Annotated in this window: 15 protein-coding genes; 7 read left to right on the forward strand and 8 right to left on the reverse strand. The window is 46.7% G+C overall.

The annotated features are described in order from the left end of the window. Positions 1-7 precede the first annotated feature (7 nt). A complete protein-coding gene (locus R7O03_RS08395; protein ID WP_017635030.1) occupies positions 8-886 on the forward strand; it encodes a carboxylate/amino acid/amine transporter in 879 nt (292 codons plus the stop codon). Positions 887-954: 68 nt separating this feature from the next. Here R7O03_RS08395 and R7O03_RS08400 read toward each other — a convergent pair whose 3' ends face one another. The 3 genes from R7O03_RS08400 to R7O03_RS08410 form a co-directional block, all read right to left on the reverse strand. Then, on the reverse strand, positions 955-1527 hold the full coding sequence (locus tag R7O03_RS08400) for a hypothetical protein (RefSeq protein WP_104975734.1): 573 nt from the start codon (positions 1525-1527) through the stop codon (positions 955-957). A gap of 186 nt (positions 1528-1713) precedes the next feature. Further along, positions 1714-2493 (reverse strand): class I SAM-dependent methyltransferase, encoded by a 780-nt coding sequence (locus R7O03_RS08405; protein ID WP_053349765.1) that lies wholly within the window; start codon positions 2491-2493, stop codon positions 1714-1716. A gap of 89 nt (positions 2494-2582) precedes the next feature. Beyond that, positions 2583-5708 (reverse strand): EAL domain-containing protein, encoded by a 3126-nt coding sequence (locus R7O03_RS08410; protein WP_318131658.1) that lies wholly within the window; start codon positions 5706-5708, stop codon positions 2583-2585. 113 nt (positions 5709-5821) lie between these two features. On the opposite strand from R7O03_RS08410, the gene asnC reads away from it, so the two are divergent. After that, a complete protein-coding gene (asnC, locus tag R7O03_RS08415; RefSeq protein WP_086046422.1) occupies positions 5822-6286 on the forward strand; it encodes a transcriptional regulator AsnC in 465 nt (154 codons plus the stop codon). A gap of 66 nt (positions 6287-6352) precedes the next feature. Here the strand turns inward: asnC and prlC are convergent, their stop codons facing one another. Then, the gene (gene prlC, locus R7O03_RS08420; protein ID WP_017635033.1) at positions 6353-8395 is read right to left on the reverse strand and encodes an oligopeptidase A; all 2043 of its coding nucleotides are present in this window, start codon (positions 8393-8395) and stop codon (positions 6353-6355) included. A 399-nt stretch (positions 8396-8794) separates the two neighbouring features. On the opposite strand from prlC, the gene R7O03_RS08425 reads away from it, so the two are divergent. Both R7O03_RS08425 and gorA read left to right on the forward strand, forming a co-directional pair. Further along, entirely contained in the window at positions 8795-9634 is an 840-nt protein-coding gene (locus tag R7O03_RS08425) for a 23S rRNA (adenine(2030)-N(6))-methyltransferase RlmJ (protein WP_285399610.1), read from the forward strand. Positions 9635-9893: 259 nt separating this feature from the next. Then, complete coding sequence (gene gorA / locus R7O03_RS08430) at positions 9894-11249, forward strand: glutathione-disulfide reductase (protein ID WP_005379157.1); 1356 nt, start codon at positions 9894-9896, stop codon at positions 11247-11249. 44 nt (positions 11250-11293) lie between these two features. On the opposite strand, the gene R7O03_RS08435 is transcribed toward gorA, so the two are convergent. Then, positions 11294-12217, reverse strand: coding sequence for a hypothetical protein (locus tag R7O03_RS08435; protein WP_116920845.1), 924 nt, complete (start codon positions 12215-12217; stop codon positions 11294-11296). Between the two features lie 52 nt (positions 12218-12269). After that, the gene (locus tag R7O03_RS08440) at positions 12270-12485 is read right to left on the reverse strand and encodes a hypothetical protein (RefSeq protein WP_069537309.1); all 216 of its coding nucleotides are present in this window, start codon (positions 12483-12485) and stop codon (positions 12270-12272) included. A 241-nt stretch (positions 12486-12726) separates the two neighbouring features. On the opposite strand from R7O03_RS08440, the gene R7O03_RS08445 reads away from it, so the two are divergent. Then, positions 12727-13911, forward strand: coding sequence for an SDH family Clp fold serine proteinase (locus tag R7O03_RS08445; protein ID WP_318131659.1), 1185 nt, complete (start codon positions 12727-12729; stop codon positions 13909-13911). Positions 13912-13997: 86 nt separating this feature from the next. On the opposite strand, the gene R7O03_RS08450 is transcribed toward R7O03_RS08445, so the two are convergent. Then, positions 13998-14609: a bifunctional 4-hydroxy-2-oxoglutarate aldolase/2-dehydro-3-deoxy-phosphogluconate aldolase gene (locus tag R7O03_RS08450; protein WP_268206441.1), complete on the reverse strand. Its 612-nt coding sequence runs from the start codon at positions 14607-14609 to the stop codon at positions 13998-14000. Positions 14610-14618: 9 nt separating this feature from the next. Continuing rightward, positions 14619-15995, reverse strand: coding sequence for a GntP family permease (locus tag R7O03_RS08455; protein WP_170890705.1), 1377 nt, complete (start codon positions 15993-15995; stop codon positions 14619-14621). 153 nt (positions 15996-16148) lie between these two features. Between R7O03_RS08455 and R7O03_RS08460 the strand changes: the two genes are divergently transcribed. Beyond that, positions 16149-16673: a gluconokinase gene (locus tag R7O03_RS08460; protein WP_005467756.1), complete on the forward strand. Its 525-nt coding sequence runs from the start codon at positions 16149-16151 to the stop codon at positions 16671-16673. After that, on the forward strand, positions 16673-18469 hold the full coding sequence (edd, locus tag R7O03_RS08465) for a phosphogluconate dehydratase (protein ID WP_268206440.1): 1797 nt from the start codon (positions 16673-16675) through the stop codon (positions 18467-18469). Before R7O03_RS08460 ends, edd begins: the two co-directional genes overlap by 1 nt. Positions 18470-19153 lie beyond the last annotated feature (684 nt).

A 19153-nucleotide genomic window follows, 5' to 3' on the forward strand; every position in this document is an offset into this window, starting at 1 on the left:
CTCATCCATGGCTTATCTATCCGCAGTTACCCTACTTTGGGCATTCTCATTTAGCCTGATCGGCGTTTACCTCGCCGGTCAGGTTGATTCTTGGTTCTCGGTGTTCATGCGCGTGGCACTGGCGAGTTTGGTTTTCATTCCCTTTTTGAAATTCCGTGGCGTTAGCAAACCCCTGATCGCGAAACTGATGACTGTCGGTGGCTTCCAGCTCGGTTTGATGTATTGCTTCTACTACCAATCTTTTTTGCTCCTTTCCGTGCCAGAAGTATTGCTGTTCACCGTATTCACACCCATTTACGTCACGCTAATCTATGACTTCTTGAAAGGTCGCTTTTCACCTTGGTACTTAGTTACCGCAGCAATAGCCGTATTTGGTGCCGCCTGGATTAAATTTGCAGGCATTAATGAAGATTTCCTACTGGGCTTTTTGGTCGTACAAGGGGCAAACCTCTGCTTTGCCATCGGTCAGGTGGGCTACAAATATATCATGGAGAGTGAACCCGTCGATTTGCCACAACACACCGTGTTTGGCTACTTCTACTTAGGTGCACTTTGTGTAGCAACCGTGGCTTTCGCGCTCATGGGTAACCTCGACAAACTACCTACCACTGCAACACAATGGGGCATTCTGACATACCTTGGGTTGATTGCTTCTGGTTTTGGTTACTTTGCTTGGAACAAAGGCGCGACTATGGTGAACGCAGGTGCACTGGCAGTAATGAACAATGCATTGGTTCCGGCGGGCTTGATTGTAAACATTGTGATTTGGAACCGCGATGTTGATGTCATGCGACTCGCCATTGGCGGTGCGATCATCATGCTATCCCTATGGATTAACGAAACCTGGGTGAAAAAGCGCGTAGAGATGAGTTACGCCAATAAGTAACGCAGCTAATCCTATAAACATTTCGACAATAAAAAACGCTCTCCGACTGGAGAGCGTTTTTTGTTTGATTAATGCACTTTGGCTTGTGAGATTGCGTTCATCAAAGCATTAGGTGGCGTTGGCAGCAACACTTCTAGTTTCGCATTGCGCGCTTCAAGCTTGCGCTGACGCTTAAGTAACTTTTGTTGTTTTTTCGCCACTTTTAGCAACTTCTTTTGCTGCTTATAGTGCTTTTTCAGTGTTTTTTTCGCTTTCTTGAGCGATTTTTTATCCGCTAAATCAAACCATACTGGTGCGTCGGCTCTTACTGGCTCCGGAGATTTTTCGGCTTGTTTTTTCTCTTTCACACGCTCAACAACACGCCTCACAATCGCGGCTTTTTCGTTGCTTTGTTTAGTGGTCACTGGAATCGCTTGTGCTGGCAGAGCTTCAACCAATAAGCCACATGCTTGTTGCTCACTCAATGGCTTGTCTTGGCATTTTTGTGGAGGAATTGCGGCTGGCTTACAAAGGGTATCTTTGGCCGATGAAGAGCGTGCGCAAGAACGACAAACGAATTTTGGTGCGACAACTAAACGATGGATATCACCAAGTTCTGCCGCGATCTGTTTGCGACTCATTTTACATAAACGTTTAGCCATTCTACTACTCCAGCTTCCCAGTTATCGACCGCATCACAACAAGTGAAATAATAATAATTCTTAGTTAGATATACAGTCAGGGAAGGGAATTAGCAAGAGAAAACTATCAATAGAGACGAGGAAAGAGAGGCTGAGTCACAGCACGACACACCGTACTGTGACAAGAAAAGTTGAGCCGTCAGGAAGTTATGCCATCGATGCTTTAACGTAGACATCGAAGCGATTTTTTTTCGTTTCAATCGCCATGGTCGGTTTTTTCTCGTTCAGCCAGTTAGCATAGTCTGGGCGTTTAACTACTACACGCTTTGTGGCTAACGCCATGGCTGGTTCTAGTAGGCCATCGGCGTCCAAATCGGCGCCAACCAACGATTGGAAAACGCGCATTTCTTTTTTTACGAGCGCCGACTTCTTTTTATTTTCTGGGTGCGGATACATCGGGTCAAGATACACCACATCTGGCTGGACAAAGTCTTTATCTTGCGCCAATTGCTCTAGCGCATCATGGCTAGAAGCATGGATTAGCGACATGCGCTCAGATACCCAGGTGCCGATTTCGGAGTCTTGTTTCGCTCGAGCCAAGCCATCATCTAACAAAGCGGCTACGACTGGATGGCGCTCGACCATCTGCACTTTACAACCTAGCGAGGCGAGCACAAACGCATCACGACCAAGACCTGCCGTGCCGTCTAACACGGTTGGCGTTGCCCCTTTGTTCAACCCCGCCGCTTTCGCAATTGCTTGGCCTTTACCACCACCGAACTTGCGACGATGACCGACCGCACCACCAATCAAATCCACAAAGATTGCACCCAGCTTTGGCTCATCCACTTTACGTAGCTCCAAACGCTCGGTGGTTAGCACCAAAGCAAAATCGCTATCGTCAGTGTGTGAAAGCTGCCAACGCGCAGCGAGTTCATCAAGATGAGATTGTTGAGACGGGTTTTCACAGATCAATTGCAGTTGCAAAAGGAGGCTCCAATAAAAATCGAGGTAACTGGCGCTGAGTGTATACCTAAGTTACCTATTAATGCTAGGTTGAGCTTGCTACGCAGGGGTTATACAACCGTCAGTTGCTCCACTAGCTCAGAAAGCGGCTTAGGATGACCAATACCGTAGCCTTGACCGTAGTCCACACCGAGGTCTATCAAATGCTGCATGACCTGGTCATTTTCGACAAACTCCGCCACCGTCACTTTACCTAGTTGCTTCGCCAAGTCATTGATTGAACGAACCATCATGCGGTCCATTTCATTTACGTTGATATCTTGCACGAAAAGACCATCAATTTTCACGATATCAACAGGAAGTTTCTTTAAGTAGCCAAATGAAGACAATCCAGATCCGAAATCATCCAATGCAATCATACAACCCAAAGCCTTTAGCTTGGTAAACAGCTCAATGGCTTGATCCAGATTGCTCATCGCCGCTGTCTCGGTGATTTCTAAGCAGATTTTTTCACACGGCAGAGTCGAACTTTCCAATCGCTCCAATAAGAAGTCAATAAACTCTTGATTCCCCATAGATTGACCTGAAAGGTTTATCGAACAGCGACCAAGCTGTTCAACCACCTCAGGACGCTGTTCAAACCACTCTAGTGTTTGAGTAATAACCTGCTTATCAATCCAATGGGCAATGTTGTAACGCTCGGAAGCAGGGATAAACAGCGCAGGAGAAACATAATCACCGTACCCATTGCGAATACGCACCAAAATCTCAAAATACATTTGAGTCTCGTGCTTTTGTAAGCTTTTTATCGGTTGAGCAAACAGTTCTAAACGTTGATTCGACAATGCCTCATGCACCAAATTGACGCTCTGCATTTCCATCTGACGACGCTGCAACTCTTCGTTATCTAAGCTGAATAGATTATAGCGGTTACGGCCTTGCTCTTTAGCGGCGTGACAAGCAGAGTCTGCTTGAGCATGCACCATTTGTGGCGTATCAGCGGTATGATCGATGATACGGATACCAATTGAGCAACTGATGAACAGGCGTGTGTCTTCCCAAATAAAGAGGTGCTCGCTTAGTGTCGAGATGATCAGTTTGGCAATATTGATGGCGCCATATTCGTCACAGTCTTTGAGTAAAACCGCAAACTCATCGCCTCCCATTCGAGCCAAGATGGAATTGTACGGCAGAACGCCTTCCAGCATACTTGCGCAGAATTGAATCGCCGCATCACCTGCATCATGCCCAACCGTATCATTGAGGACTTTTAGTTGATCTAAGTCGAGGTACAACATGGCGTGGACTCGACGATGGCTGTCCACTTCGCACAGTGCGGTCTTAAGCTCTAGTTCAAAATGGTTTCTGTTGTAAGTCCCCGTCAGTAAGTCATAGCGAGCTTGGTATTCCAATTTCTCGGAAAGCAGTTTGGTTTCGGTAATATCTTCGCCCACAATCAGTAGTTGCTCAGATTCACTCAGCGGACGAATATTCTCGCGCACCCAAACACGATGACCATTTGCATGACGATACTCGACTTCACGTCGCCAAACACCATGCACTTGCTGGTTGGGTTGCAATAACACTTGGCGAGGGAACAGCACTTTGTCATCAAAATAGAACTCCCTCAGGCGATGTCCGAGCATGTCCATCGGTTTGTAGCCAAGAAGTAGTTGAGCAAATCGATTCACTTCTTGAATTCGGTTATTACTATCAAGCGTCACCATCATCACGGGCTGCTGCTCGTAATAGTTGCGTAGGGTTGACTCACGTTGGTAGAGCTTGTCCTCCATCAATTTACGACTGGTAATATCGCGCGCTTCAAACAAGTATTGCTTATGGTTCCCTACTTGCTGAGAAAAAGGCTTGAGCGAAACTTCTAATACCAAGGCGCCGTGTTCTTTACTCCAAATTTCAGCTTCAAACGTCGACACTTGATGGTGAGGCGCATGGAAATACTCCTCTAGCAGCGCTTGGGCTTTCTCACTCCAGTTGGGATGAAACCAAAGTGGTCGGTCTAAACGCAGTCCTCGGTGATAAAGTAAGGATTGAAGGTGATCGTTGCCCGATTTAAGCACACCGTTGGCATCCAAAATGCCCATATACTGCATGCTCTGATCGAAAATCGATTCTAGAATAGCCTGGCTTTCTCGCGCAGCGCTCTCACTTCGACGCATCCGCTGTAAATAGTAACCCATCAGCAAAATGACCACCGACATCACCACAAACAGGCTACCAAACAGGCGAATTTCCTTGGCAAAACGTTCAGAAAGCTTCATTGGCTTATTAAAAAATACCGCAGAAACCTCTTGTTCAGCCCCCAATCCCCAACGCGCTACCGCTTGGTAATCGAGCTTTATTTCAGAATAACTTTTTTTCACGACAGGCAGAGGCTGATCAGGATTATCCAAAACGAACTCAAGCATCTCTGCGCTCTCAATACCATGCCGATAACCACTTTGAATAACCCCTCCAACTGCGCCATGACCCAAACCAATGTCATGCACCATAAACAGCGGCGCGTTTGAGACTTTGTTGACACCAACCCAGTCACGCTCGCTGCCAACCATACCTTGTTTATCTCGGTAATAGGTCCAGAACAAGACGACTTTATCGGAACTCAGATTTGCGACTTGTTGTTTTAGATCGATGATGCTGTCTGGGACAAGTTGTACGATTTTGTCTCGATATTGCGGGAACTTGAGGACAAAATTGTCGATTTGATAACGCAACACCTCACCGGTCACCGAGTGGTCACTGACGATGAGAACTTGTGTGTAGTTCGGATGTAAGCGCTCAATAAGAGCGAGATTCGCTTCCAAATCGACATCTTCCATGACTCCGGTTGCATTCAGAGAACGATGTAAAGAAGGATGGTAGTTATTAATGCCGTTAAATATAACTGGGGTGTCTTTGATGATTGGGGCTAAACGCTGCATGAGTTCAAGCGCATTGTTATCGCTCACTAAAATGGCATCGAATCGCTCTTTGCGTAATTTCGTAAGATATAAGGATTTTAGTTGTGCAAAAAACTGCTCACTCTGGTTACGTTTCGAGTCTAGATAGAGCACACGCATGTCCAGCGCTCGATCGCCCAGCTGTTGCTCGATGCCTCGCTGTATGGAGTCCGTCCAGAAAAAACCCTGATGATAGGAGTGCACGACCAACACCTTCGGATCTGAGGCCGTAGCAAACGCGCTCCAACATAGCGCGGCAATAACCAGAAAACGCTGCACATTATCTCCATAGCTCGGAGTTAACCCGCAGTTACTCCTGCCAAACCTTGTGAATCCTATCCGCTATGAGTATAAAAGGGAGGTAAAACTCTATCCCTAACGGAAATCATAGTATGAATACGAGCCTGCCGAAACTCGACGACCTTGACCGCGCAATATTAAAAACACTGATGGCTGACGCCAGAACGCCCTACGCAGAAATGGCAAAGCAGTTCGATGTCAGCCCTGCCACTATCCATGTGCGTATCGAGAAGATGAAGTCGGCTGACATCATCGAGGGAACGGAGGTGATCATCAATACCAAAAAGCTTGGCTACGATGTGTGCTGCTTTATTGGTATTAACCTCAATGCAGCTCGTGATTACCACTCCGCGTTAGAAAAACTCAACGCGCTCGACGAAGTCGTTGAAGCTTACTACACCACGGGCGCGTATAACATATTCGTCAAATTGATGTGCAAATCGATTGAAGAGCTGCAATTTGTACTGATCGACAAGCTGCAAGCCATTGATGAGGTTCAGTCCACGGAGACATTGATATCGTTGCAGAACCCGATCAACCGAAACGTAAATCCGTAAAATTTTTTATAAAAACTGTACAAAAAAGGCCAACCGAACGGTTGGCCTTGATGTTTTTTGCTCAATTTACGCCGCAATACCCGAATGGCGCAACAGTGCATCGATTTGTGGCTCGCGGCCACGGAAGCGCTTAAACAGCTCCATTGGCTCTTCACTGCCCCCCATTTCTAGGATGTTGTTCAGGAAGCTTAGACCCGTCTCTTTGTTGAAGATGCCTTCTTCTTCAAAGCGAGAATACGCGTCTGACGACAGCACTTCAGCCCATAGGTAGCTGTAGTAACCCGCACTGTAGCCACCAGCAAAAATATGGCCGAAGCTGTGTGAGAAACGCGCCCACTCAACCGCAGGAACTACCGCGACTTTCTCTTTCACTTTCGCCAGAGTTTCCAGTACACGCGCACCCACTTCAGGGTCATATTCGGTGTGAAGCGTGAAGTCGAACAAGCCGAATTCTAGCTGACGCAAAATACCCATCGCAGATTGGAAGTTTTTCGCTGCGAGCATTTTGTCTAGCATCGCTTTAGGTAGCGGCTCACCTGTCTCATAGTGACCAGAAATGAACGCCAGCGCATCCTCTTCCCAACACCAGTTTTCTAGGAACTGACTTGGTAGCTCAACCGCATCCCAAGGCACGCCATTAATACCTGAAACAGCACCTGTATCAACTTGCGTCAACATGTGGTGGATTCCATGACCAAACTCATGGAATAGCGTCACGACTTCATCGTGCGTGAACAGTGCTGGTTTGTCGCCCACTGGACGGTTGAAGTTACACGTTAGATACGCAACCGGCGTTTGCAGCTCGCCAGATAGCGTAACGCGACGACCGCGACAATCATCCATCCACGCGCCGCCACGTTTGTGTTCACGAGCGTAGAGATCTAGGTAGAAACTGCCACGGAGTGTGCCTTCAGCATCAAAGATATCGAAAAAGCGCACGGACTCATGCCAAGTGTCTACGCCTTCGCGCTCAGTAACGGTCATGCCAAACACGCGGTTTAGCACTTCAAACAGACCGCTCACGACTTTTGACTCTGGGAAGTATGGGCGCAGTTCTTCATCCGAAATTTGGAACAGGTGCTGCTTTTGTTTCTCGCTGTAGTAAGCGATATCCCAAACGTTCAGCTCTTCAACACCAAACTCACTTTTCGCAAACTGACGTAACTCTTCGACTTCACGTTCACCTTGCGGTTTCGCTCGTGTCGCTAGGTCATTCAGGAAGCCCAGCACTTGATCCGGCGTTTCAGCCATCTTTGTTGCTAACGACTTTTCACTGTAAGTATTGAAACCTAGCATACGTGAAATTTCATGGCGCAGTTTTAGCTGCTCAGTAATGATTTCTGAGTTATCCCATTTGCCTGCGTTTGGACCTCGATCAGAAGCGCGCGTCACGTACGCTTCGTACACTTCTTTACGCAACTCTTGGTTATCGCAGTACGTCATGACAGGTAGGTAAGATGGGATATCTAGCGTAATGAGGTAACCATCTAACTCTTTTGCTTCTGCGGCAGCTTTCGCTGCTGCCAGCGCCGATTCTGGCATACCTGCTAGGTCTTTCTCGTCTGTGATGTGCTTGGTCCAACCCATGGTGGCATCCAGCACATTGTTAGAGAATTTAGAGCTCAGCTCAGACATACGTTTGCTGATCTCGCCGTAACGGTGCTGCTCATCGGATGGCAAACCAATGCCTGATAACTCGAAATCACGCAGTGCATCAGTGATGGTTTTCTGCTGGGCACGAGTTAACGTTGCAAATTCTTCGCTCGCTTTGATGGTTTTGTACGCTTCGTACAACCCTTTGTGCTGACCAACCCAAGTGCCGTACTCTGACAAAATTGGTAGGCAACTTTCGTAAGCTTCACGTAGCTCTTCGCTGTTCACTACCGAGTTCATGTGACCCACTGGCGACCAGATGCGGCTTAAGCGATCATCCGCTTCTTCAATTGGCGCAATCACACTGTCCCAAGTTGGGTGAGCGTTGTCTTGTAGAACTTCATCGATTTTTGCTCGGCAGTCAGCAATCGCTTGCTCAACGGCAGGCTTGATGTGTTCTGGTTTAATTTGAGAAAACGGAGGTAGGTCCGTAAACGTCAGAAGAGGATTAGACATGAATAATTCCTTTTGTGTTTTGACTCTGTGATTGCCTGTCTATTTTGTGTAGATAGGCCAACTCAATGTACAGACGAGCCAGCAACATGGATTGGGGGAGCTCCGTTCCCTTTCTCTATGCCGCGATGACCATCATATAGTCAACCAGCGCTACTCTGTCCTTGAGTCTTGTTATACCTAAATGAAATTTCACACCCTTTTGAGTGCGAGAAACTCACCTAGTTCAATTCGATTACCAATAGTAAGTGTGGGTGACTTAAAGAAATTTCAATAGCGTCCCCTTATCAGAGGAACAGATTTGATTGGAAGTTCTACATCTTTAAGTTACTTGAGTATAATACCGCCATAGAGTGAAAATCACAGACCACACTCAACCAAAGAGTGTTTCGAGAGTTTAATTTGTTAAGTTACCGCCACAGCTTCCACGCTGGCAACCATGCCGACGTGGTCAAACACATCGTTCAAAGTCTCATTCTTGATGCGCTGAAACAAAAAGATAAGCCATTCGTTTATCACGATACCCACTCGGGTGTGGGCCGTTACGATCTGACTCACGAATGGTCTGAAAAAACGGGCGAATACAAACAAGGCATCGCACGTATTTGGGATAACCCAAGCATTCCCGAAGACATCAAAAGCTACATCGATGCCATTAAAGTGCTCAACAATGGCGAGAAGCTGCGTTACTACCCAGGCTCACCAAGTGTGGCGCGCGCGCAAATCCGCCCACAAGATCGCATGGTGCTGACCGAGTTGCACCCGGCCGATCACCCATTGTTAGAGCAAGAATTCCATCGTGATCGCCAAGTGAGCATCTTCAAAGAAGACGGATTCCAACGCCTCAAAGCAAGCTTACCGCCACAAGAACGTCGTGGTTTGGTGCTGATTGACCCACCATACGAACTCGCGAAAGAGTACCGCGATGTGGTGCGAGCGATTCATCAGAGCCATAAACGTTGGGCAACCGGTATCTACGCGATTTGGTACCCAGTGGTAAACCGTCACGACATCGAAGATATGATCGAAGGCTTGGAAGCACTGGGCATTCGTAAAATTCTGCAAATCGAGTTAGGTGTTGCACCAGATACCAACGAGCGCGGCATGACGGCATCCGGCATGATTGTGATTAACCCGCCATGGAAACTGGAAAGCCAGATGAAAGAGATTCTGCCATTCCTGCAAGACGCGATCGCACCAGCAACTGGCCACTGGAAAGTGGACTGGATTGTGCCAGAGTAAGCACTTCAGTACTGATATCTTCAAGCGCAACGATATTCTCGTTGCGCTTTTTTATGCTCTCACCTTCTCCCTCCAATCGTGCTTATTCTTCTTTTTGTGCCTCTCATCGCTATTTGTCATAAGTATTGTCGCTTTTTCCCATTTAGGAATTAGTCGAATTCGATTTATGATAGTGGGATAACGGTGGCATTGAGTTCGGGCAAGGTCATCCCAATCTATCTATGTACCAGATAAAATTTATAAGCTCTTGGAGAAAGTAATGGCGACTCATTTTGACTATATCTGTATCGGTGGCGGCAGTGGCGGCATCGCATCTGCAAACCGTGCGGCGATGTACGGCGCGAAAGTTGCGCTAATCGAAGCTCAAGACCTTGGCGGTACCTGTGTAAACGTAGGTTGTGTACCGAAAAAAGTGATGTGGCATGGCGCGCAAATCGCAGAAGCGATGAACCTGTACGCAGAAGATTACGGTTTTGATGTCGACGTGAAAGGTTTCGACTGGAGCAAACTGGTTGAGAGCCGTCAGGCATACATCGGTCGTATTCACCAATCTTACGATCGCGTTCTAGGCAACAATAAAGTAAACGTGATTAAAGGCTTTGCTAAGTTTGTTGACGAAAAAACTGTCGAAGTAAACGGTGAACACTACACAGCAGATCACATCCTGATCGCGGTTGGTGGTCGTCCTACTATTCCAAACATTCCAGGCGCTGAATACGGCATCGACTCAAACGGCTTCTTCGACCTAGCAGAGCAACCAAAACGCGTTGCGGTTGTGGGCGCTGGCTACATCGCAGTTGAAATTGCTGGCGTACTGCACGCGCTAGGTACAGAAACGCACCTGTTCGTACGTAAAGAGTCACCACTGCGTAGCTTCGATCCAATGATCATCGATACATTGGTTGAAGTGATGGACGCAGAAGGTCCAAAACTGCACACCCACTCTGTACCAAAAGAAGTGGTAAAAGAAGCCGATGGCAGCCTAACTCTGCACCTAGAAAACGGTGAAAGCCAAAACGTTGACCAACTGATTTGGGCAATCGGTCGTCACCCAGCGACAGACGCAATCAACCTAGCGTCAACCGGCGTGGCAACGAACGAAAAAGGCTACATCAAGGTAGACGAATACCAAGAAACTAACGTGAAAGGCATCTACTGTGTGGGTGACATCATGGAAGGCGGTATCGAACTAACACCAGTAGCAGTGAAAGCGGGTCGTCAACTTTCTGAGCGTCTTTTCAACAACAAACCAAACGCGAAGATGGACTACGATTTGGTACCAACTGTGGTATTTAGCCACCCACCAATCGGCACTATCGGTCTAACGACGCAAGAAGCGGAAGAGAAGTACGGCAAAGACAATATCAAAGTCTACACGTCTGGCTTCACGGCGATGTACACCGCCGTTACTAAGCACCGTCAACCATGTAAGATGAAGCTTGTATGTGCGGGTGAAGAAGAAACGGTTGTTGGTCTACACGGCATCGGTTTCACGGTAGATGAAATGATCCAAGGCTTCGGCGTAGCAATGAAGATGGGCGCAACCAAAGCAGACTTCGACTCTGTTGTGGCTATCCACCCAACGGGCTCAGAAGAGTTCGTAACGATGCGTTGATAGATCTACGACCAACAGTAAAGACGTTCCTAGGAACGTCTTTATTAGTGCTTAATCAAACGAAACGAACCAAATTTCACTTTAACGTGCGATTTACAGGACTCACAATCCAATACATCACTCTTGCCCTCATCTCCTTTAGACATATTTCCGTTCACACTTGCAAACGTTGAAACGTTGTACCAACACACACTATCAATTTGCTCAAGCCTAAGAATTTGTATCGCTTCAGGGGCAACCTGACCTTCGGCTAAATTGGTTTGCTCATAATTATTGGTAAACTTCACCTCTAAAGAATCTTTGTGCCTATAACCGGAAATTGCAGTTACTAAAGAAATTTCTTGATTAGGCTCACGAGATTCGTTCGGTTCAGCAAGTTTATTTACAATACCAACGTACACCTTCCTACTTTTTAAGGTTACAAGGATAGCCTTTCGATAAACAAACGATTCGTAAAACATGTAATCAATAGGACTATCTTGAAGAATCTTCTTTAACATTGAGATTCTTTCAATATCATTGTGGACACGCCAACTTCTATTGGCGATTAGATTCCTAATCCAAACAAAAAATAGTTTCACGCACTGACATATGTATGAGAACAAAACTGTTAGGAATGACAAAGTCAAAAGCCAAGCGAATTGGAGAGTATCACTATCGACAACTTGCTTATTTTGAGACTCAGCAATAACTTTAGACAGATGAGTAACTAGAGGGAACTCTACTTCACTCAATGAAAATAGGGGGAAAAAGCCAAAAAAATCTAGTTGTAGTTCGAAAGAAAATTTCACATCTTTAAAGATGTATACGAGTAAGGATACGACTAAAAAGTAGCGGAGACCTATTTTAGCTGCCTTTAGGTAAAGCAGTTGACCATCATATCTATGTAAACGAAGACGTTCTTTTGGTCCTATTGATAAAACAATAAAGCCACTAATAAGAATAGGAAGGATCAAAAGTGCAAACATGAAAGACCCATGAGATTAAAGAATGGGTCTTATGATATAGCACTATTTTCTTTTATGCACCATGATTCACTTGATGCTGAGATTGAACCATTTGACGAGCTTGTTTTTGTAACGCTCTAAATTCTTCAGATGAGGCGATTACATTACCATCAATTACGATAGTACCGCGACCAACAACTTCAGCACCTTTTACATTTGCATTAGATAGCTCTTTACTTAATTCACGAGCATCTGAATTAAGAAAAATTTTACCAAGAATATCAAACATACGCGCTCTCCAAGTATCCGTTCATATGGTCGTGACGCTTACATTCCTAGTAAGCTTAGACTAATAATCACTTGAATTGTGGGAAATTGCCAGAAAAAAGTAACAGATCAAGATCAAACTTTATAACCACAACTGCAAATAGTATTATATGCAGCTGGGTGTATCAATTTGCGCGGGCATTGTACTCTTTTGAACACTTTTAGCAAGCAATATCGAGATAATTCTAAGATGAGGATTCACTGTGAGTGGTGAAAAACATGATGTCGATCCAAACAAAAGTCAAACCCTAGAGCAGCAACAAGAATCTAAAGTTAAGTCACTTGAGGCACCTCAAGCGCAGACTTTAGCTAAGGATTTGGATTGCACAACATATAAAGAAGATGCTCAGAGCAAAACAGACGTAATTAGTTATGTAGGTCCAATATCAAGGGATGGCTATACAAAGCTAACACAGATAATAGAGCAAAAAATTATAAATGGTGAAAAAGGTAATAACCTAATCCTAGTACTGACAACACCTGGAGGTAATCCAGACTATGGATATCGCATAGGTAGAGCCATAAATCATTACTATGATGATACATCTATTCTTATCCCTGATATTTGTAAAAGCGCAGGCACACTTGTGGCGTTGGCAGCCAAAAGACTTATTGTTGGCGATTTAGGAGAGCTTGGACCTCTAGATATTCAGTTCAGAAAACCAGATGAAATGGGAGAACAAACCTCGACATTGAATATCTTTAAAACTGTGTCAGAGCTTCAAGTAGCTACTCTCGACTCATTCAGACATTTTGTCACTGACATTCGCTATGGTAGTGGTATTGGTACAAAACTGTCAGCAGAAATAGCAGCTAACTTAACAAAAGCTCTGATTAGCCCCATTTCGGCTCAGGTCGATCCTATTAAGCTTGGGGAGCACAACCGAGCACTTCAAATAGCTAAAGATTACGCAAATAGACTCAATCAGGTAGCTAATAATTTAGTGTCTACAGAAGCATTAGATAAGTTAGTAAGTGGCTATCCGTGTCATAGTTTTGTAATTGATAGAAAAGAAGCAAAAACGCTATTCCGTTGTGTCGACAAACCAACAACGGAAGAAGAGAGCCTGATCTACCTATTTTCAAGACACTATTTATCTAAGGGCATCCTAGAGCGCTCTCTCTATGCAAGTGAAGCTGAAGTAATAGACTTCCACCAAATTATGGCTGAGTCCTTTAAAGATCAGGCACAAGAAGATACCTCTGATACTTCAGATACCTCTGATACTTCAGATACTTCAGATACCTCTGATACTTCAGATACTTCAGATACTTCAGATACTTCAGATACTTCAGATACTTCAGAAGATAAAGTTACAGAGCTTAGTCAAACTCAAGTAGAAGAAACAGAAGGCATTACTGTCTCAAAGTCAGCAAATGACGAATAAACAAAAAGGGTCATCAATTACTTGATGACCCTTTTTCTATTCACGTTTTCTAACGTTTGGGGGTATTTCGGAGCCGTTTGTGCGTTTTACTTAACTGCACGAACCAATTCAGCAATGCCTTCCCAATCGCCGTTGTCCATCATTGCAGTTGGCACCATCCAAGTACCGCCACAAGCCACAACCGATTTCAGCGCTAGGTAATCTTCCACGTTAGATGGGCTTACACCACCTGTTGGCATGAATTCCACTGGGTAAACTGCCGTTAGTGCTTTAAGCATGTTTACGCCGCCTGAAGGCTCAGCAGGGAAGAACTTCAGGGTACATAGACCCATTTCCATCGCTTGCTCAACCATGCTTGGGTTGTTCACACCCGGTACGATTGTCACGTTGCGTTGCTGACAGTATTTCACTGTGGTTGGGTTGAAGCCTGGGCTAACGATAAAGTCCACGCCCGCTTCAATCGCGATGTCCACTTGCTCTGTTGTCAGTACTGTACCAGCACCGATCAGCAGTTCTGGGTACGCTTCACGCATAATGCGGATCGACTCAGCCGCCGCTTCAGTGCGGAATGTCACTTCCGCACATGGTAAACCGTTTTCTACCAACACTTTTGCCAGTGGCAGAGCGTGTGCTACGTCGTTGATTGCGATAACTGGGACGATTTTGATTTCTCTTAATCGTTGTTCAAGTGTTGTCATGGGGAACCTCTAAAGAATAAAGCTTAATGTTGCGACGATAATAAACGCGATACCGCCAAGTAACGTTTCCATTACCGTCCAAGTTTTTAATGTGGTTTTCTCATCCATCTCAAGGAGACGAGATACCAACCAGAAACCAGAGTCATTGAAGTGAGACAGTACCGTTGCACCACCCGCAATCGCGATTACGATAAAGCAAAGGTCGAGTTCACTCAAACCTGTTGATGCTGCCACAACCGGCGCGATAAGAGCCGCCGTGGTGGTTAGCGCTACGGTTGCCGAGCCTTGAGCAACACGCAGACAGGTTGAAATAACAAACGCCGCCACAATCACAGGCATACCTGTGTCTGTAAGAACGTCAGCCAGTGCATCACCAATACCGCTTGAGCGCAGTACGCCACCAAACATGCCACCTGCACCCGTTACTAGGATAACACCACAGATAGGAGCCAATGACTCACCACATAATTTTTCTAGTTTTGCCATGCCGTAGTCTTTGGCAAACACAGCCAGACAGACAATCAAAGTGATCAGCAACGCAACTGGGGTTTTACCTAGCATGCGTAGGAACTCAACCAGTGCCGTTTTGCCATCAATCACACCCGCAACCGCCAGTGTGTTCAATACCGTATCCAAACAGATTAGCAGGACTGGCAGCACAAGGATGGTCATAACCGTGCCAAATTTTGGTGCGTTGCGCTCATCCACCATCGCTTCGCCATTAAAGAAGGCTTTAGATAGTGGGATATCGAATTTTTTGCCCGCGTACAAACCAAATAGGTAAGCGCCAAGGTACCAAGTTGGAATAGCAACCAGAATACCCACCACCAATAGCAGACCGATGTTTGCGCCAAGGAATTCTGCCGCTGCAACCGGACCTGGGTGTGGTGGAACAAACGCGTGCATAACCGCAAAAGCACCGGCTGCTGGCAACGCGTATTTAATTGGTGAGCCACCAAAACGAGCCGCCACACTTAGGATGATTGGCATCATCACTACAAGGCCTGCATCGAAGAAGATTGGGAAGCCAAACAGTAATGAAGCGACGCCCAAAGCAAATGGTGCGCGCTCTTTACCAAAGCGACCAATCAAAGTGTCTGCCAGCACTTTCGCACCGCCAGTCACTTCAAGAATTTTACCGATCATCGCACCAAGACCAACCAGCAATGCCACGGAAGCCAGAGTACCGCCGAACCCACCCATCATGGTCGATACGACTTTCTCTGAAGGAACGCCAGTGGCGATTGCCGTACCTAAACTCACCATAGTAAGGGAAGCAAAAGCATGGACTTTCAGTTTAATGATCAGAACGAGTAACGCTGCAATGGCAAGGCCTGCAATCGTCAGTAGGAACGTAGGATCTGGGGCTAGGGTTAATTGCTCCATAGGTTCACCTTTAAGAATTATTGTTTGTGTTATGGTTCACATTTATTTCAGTTACCGGTAACATGTTACCGATAACATGAATGAGATAAACCCATATTTTAAAGTGAATTCAAAAATTGAGATCACGCGCAAATTTGGTTATGAGGATAAGTTATGGCTGGTAGTAGTGTCATCGTTATGGGCGTTTGTGCTAGTGGTAAAAGCACAATTGGTGAGCATCTAGCGAAAAAGCTAGGGCGTAAATTCATTGATGGTGATGATCTTCATCCACGAGCGAACATTCAGAAAATGGCATCGGGCCAGCCTCTGAACGATGATGATCGCAAGCCATGGCTAGAACGCATTCGTGATGCGGCGTACAGCCTAGAAAGCAAAAACGAACACGGAATTATTGTCTGTTCAGCACTGAAAAAGATTTACCGCGATCAGATCCGCGAAGGCAACGACAACGTGACCTTCCTGTTCCTTGATGGCGATATGGAGTTGATCCTTAATCGCATGCGTATGCGCAAAGGCCACTTCATGAAAGAAAACATGGTGAAGAGCCAATTCGAGACGCTAGAGCGCCCAGACAACGAGCCTCAAACTCTGATCGTCAGTATCGACGGAGACATCAGCGACGTGGTGGAACGCTCTGCCGCTGAGCTAATCAAAATGCAAGCGATCGAGGTGGCGTAATGACTCACTCTGTTGTTCTTGAGGTCACACAACGTTTGACCGAGCGCAGCCGTGAAGCGCGCGCTGCGTTTCTTGCTCGCACCGAAGTGCAAGCCGAAGCTGGCAAAGGCCGTGTTGGTTTATCTTGTGGTAACTTAGCCCATGCAGTCGCCGCTTCTTGCTCTTCTGAAAAGAAAAATATTCTCGATTTTACTCATGCCAATGTCGCGCTGATCAGCGCCTACAACGACATGTTGAGCGCCCACCAGCCGTACCAAGACTACCCAGCGCAAATCAAACAAGTGCTGGCGGACTACGGCCATACAGCGCAAGTCGCAGGTTGTGTGCCAGCGATGTGCGATGGGGTGACTCAAGGTCAAGCAGGCATGGATATGTCGCTGTTTTCACGTGACTTAATTGCGCAATCAACGGCGTTGTCTTTGAGCCACAATGTCTTTGATGCCACATTACTGCTTGGTATCTGTGACAAAATTGCCCCGGGGCAACTGATGGGCGCGCTGTCTTACGCGCACCTGCCGACTGCGTTTGTACCAGCGGGTCTGATGGCAACGGGCATCAGCAACGAAGAGAAAGTCGACGTGCGCCAAAAATACGCAGCGGGTGAAGTCGGCAAAGACGCTCTGCTGGATATGGAGTGTCGCGCTTACCATTCTGCGGGTACCTGTACGTTTTACGGCACCGCCAACACCAACCAGTTAGTGTTCGAAGCCATGGGCTTGATGCTGCCGGGCGCGGCGTTTATTCATCCCCATACCCAACTGCGTAAAGCGTTAACCGATCACGCGGCTCTGAGAATCGCCTCAATGACGGCGGGTTCTGCACACTTCCGTCCGTTGGCAGAGGTGGTCACAGAAAAGAGCTTGGTCAACGGCATCATCGCTCTACTCGCATCTGGCGGCAGCACCAATCACACCATTCATATGATCGCCGTGGCGCGTGCTGCTGGCATCTTGCTCACGTGGCAAGACATCAGCGATCTGTCGGATGTGGTTCCTTTGTTAGCTCGCGTTTACCCGAACGGCCCAGCCGATATGAACGCGTTCCAAGACGCGGGTGGCGTGCCAGCGCTATTGCACCGCTTGAACGAATCCGAGCTTTTGCATCGCGATGTGAAACCCGTGTTTGGTGAATTTGAAGACCAGATAACGCTACCGAGTCTTGTCGATGGACAACTGACTTGGACACAGTGCCAAGGCAGCCAAGACGGTGACGTGATCGCCAAACCGGACGCCACTTTCCAAAATACTGGCGGCACTCGCGTATTGACTGGCAACTTAGGCAAAGCCGTGGTGAAAGTGTCTGCGGTGAAAGAAGAGCAACGCGTGATTGTTGCACCTGCGATTGTATTCCAATGCCAACACGAAGTGGAAGCCGCGTACAAACGTGGTGAGCTGAACAAAGATTGCATCGTTGTAGTCACACACAACGGCCCAGCAGCAAACGGCATGCCTGAACTGCACAAGCTGATGCCAATTTTAGGTAACGTGCAAAAAGCGGGCTTTAAAGTGGCGTTGGTTACTGACGGTCGTTTATCTGGCGCGTCAGGTAAAATTCCGTCTGCGATCCATGTTTCTCCAGAAGCCACTCGTGGCGGCGCGATTGGTTTGGTGCGCAACGGCGATTTGATTCGTCTGGATTGCCAAACGGGCGAACTGAACAACTTAAGCGACACCACTGGTCGCGAGTTGATTCATTTCGATACCGAATCGACCCAACAAACTTGGGGACGAGGTCTGTTTAGCGTGATCCGCCAAAACGTATCGAGTGCAGAAGAAGGCGCAAGCTTTATTGTTTAAGGCGAGAAGAAAGACCTCGTCATTTCGACGAGCCTAGACGAGATCAGGGATCTACTATCAAAGTGTTGTAAAGTCAGAGAAAACAACTCTGCTACAGCACTTTTTGTTGGTAGATTCTGAATCACGACCGTCCCTCGCTGTCCAGAATGACGAGCTTTAGGATTGGCCTCTATTCTTTCTAAAAAACGAATGAATCCGTCATTCCGACGAGCCTAGGCGAGATCAGGAATCTACTATCAACGTGCTGTGAAGACAGAGAAAACACCTCTGCCACAGCACTTTTTGTTGGTAGATTCTGAATCACGCTCGTCCCTCGCTGTTCAGAATGACGAGCGTTGGGATTGGCCTCGGTTCTTTTTAAACGAATGAATCCGTCATTCCGACGAGCCTAAGCAAGATTAGGAATCTACTATCAACGTGCTGTGAAGCCAGAGAAAATCCCCTCTGCTACAGCACTTTTTTGTTGGTAGATCCTGAATCACGCTCGTCCCTCACTATTCAGAATGACGAGCTTTGAGATTGGCCACCGCTATTTCTAAAAACGAATGAATCCGTCATTCCGACGAGCCTAAGCAAAATCAGAAATCAAATATCGACATGCTATGACGTCAGAGAAAACTCCTCTGCCACTGCACTTTTTTTGTTGGTAGATTCTGAATCTTGCTCGTCCCTCGCTGTTCAGAA

The organism is Vibrio sp. Vb2960 (assembly GCF_033337665.1).
Classification (GTDB): domain Bacteria; phylum Pseudomonadota; class Gammaproteobacteria; order Enterobacterales; family Vibrionaceae; genus Vibrio; species Vibrio alginolyticus.

Bases quoted from the DNA above. Each gene is read 5' to 3' on its own strand.
- gorA (WP_005379157.1), top strand. From the start codon at position 9,894: ATGGCGACTCATTTTGACTATATCTGTATCGGTGGCGGCAGTGGCGGC.
- R7O03_RS08455 (WP_170890705.1), bottom strand. From the start codon at position 15,995: ATGGAGCAATTAACCCTAGCCCCAGATCCTACGTTCCTACTGACGATT.
- R7O03_RS08395 (WP_017635030.1), top strand. From the start codon at position 8: ATGGCTTATCTATCCGCAGTTACCCTACTTTGGGCATTCTCATTTAGC.
- prlC (WP_017635033.1), bottom strand. From the start codon at position 8,395: ATGTCTAATCCTCTTCTGACGTTTACGGACCTACCTCCGTTTTCTCAA.
- R7O03_RS08460 (WP_005467756.1), top strand. From the start codon at position 16,149: ATGGCTGGTAGTAGTGTCATCGTTATGGGCGTTTGTGCTAGTGGTAAA.
- R7O03_RS08435 (WP_116920845.1), bottom strand. From the start codon at position 12,217: ATGTTTGCACTTTTGATCCTTCCTATTCTTATTAGTGGCTTTATTGTT.
- R7O03_RS08400 (WP_104975734.1), bottom strand. From the start codon at position 1,527: ATGGCTAAACGTTTATGTAAAATGAGTCGCAAACAGATCGCGGCAGAA.
- R7O03_RS08440 (WP_069537309.1), bottom strand. From the start codon at position 12,485: ATGTTTGATATTCTTGGTAAAATTTTTCTTAATTCAGATGCTCGTGAA.
- R7O03_RS08450 (WP_268206441.1), bottom strand. From the start codon at position 14,609: ATGACAACACTTGAACAACGATTAAGAGAAATCAAAATCGTCCCAGTT.
- asnC (WP_086046422.1), top strand. From the start codon at position 5,822: ATGAATACGAGCCTGCCGAAACTCGACGACCTTGACCGCGCAATATTA.
- edd (WP_268206440.1), top strand. From the start codon at position 16,673: ATGACTCACTCTGTTGTTCTTGAGGTCACACAACGTTTGACCGAGCGC.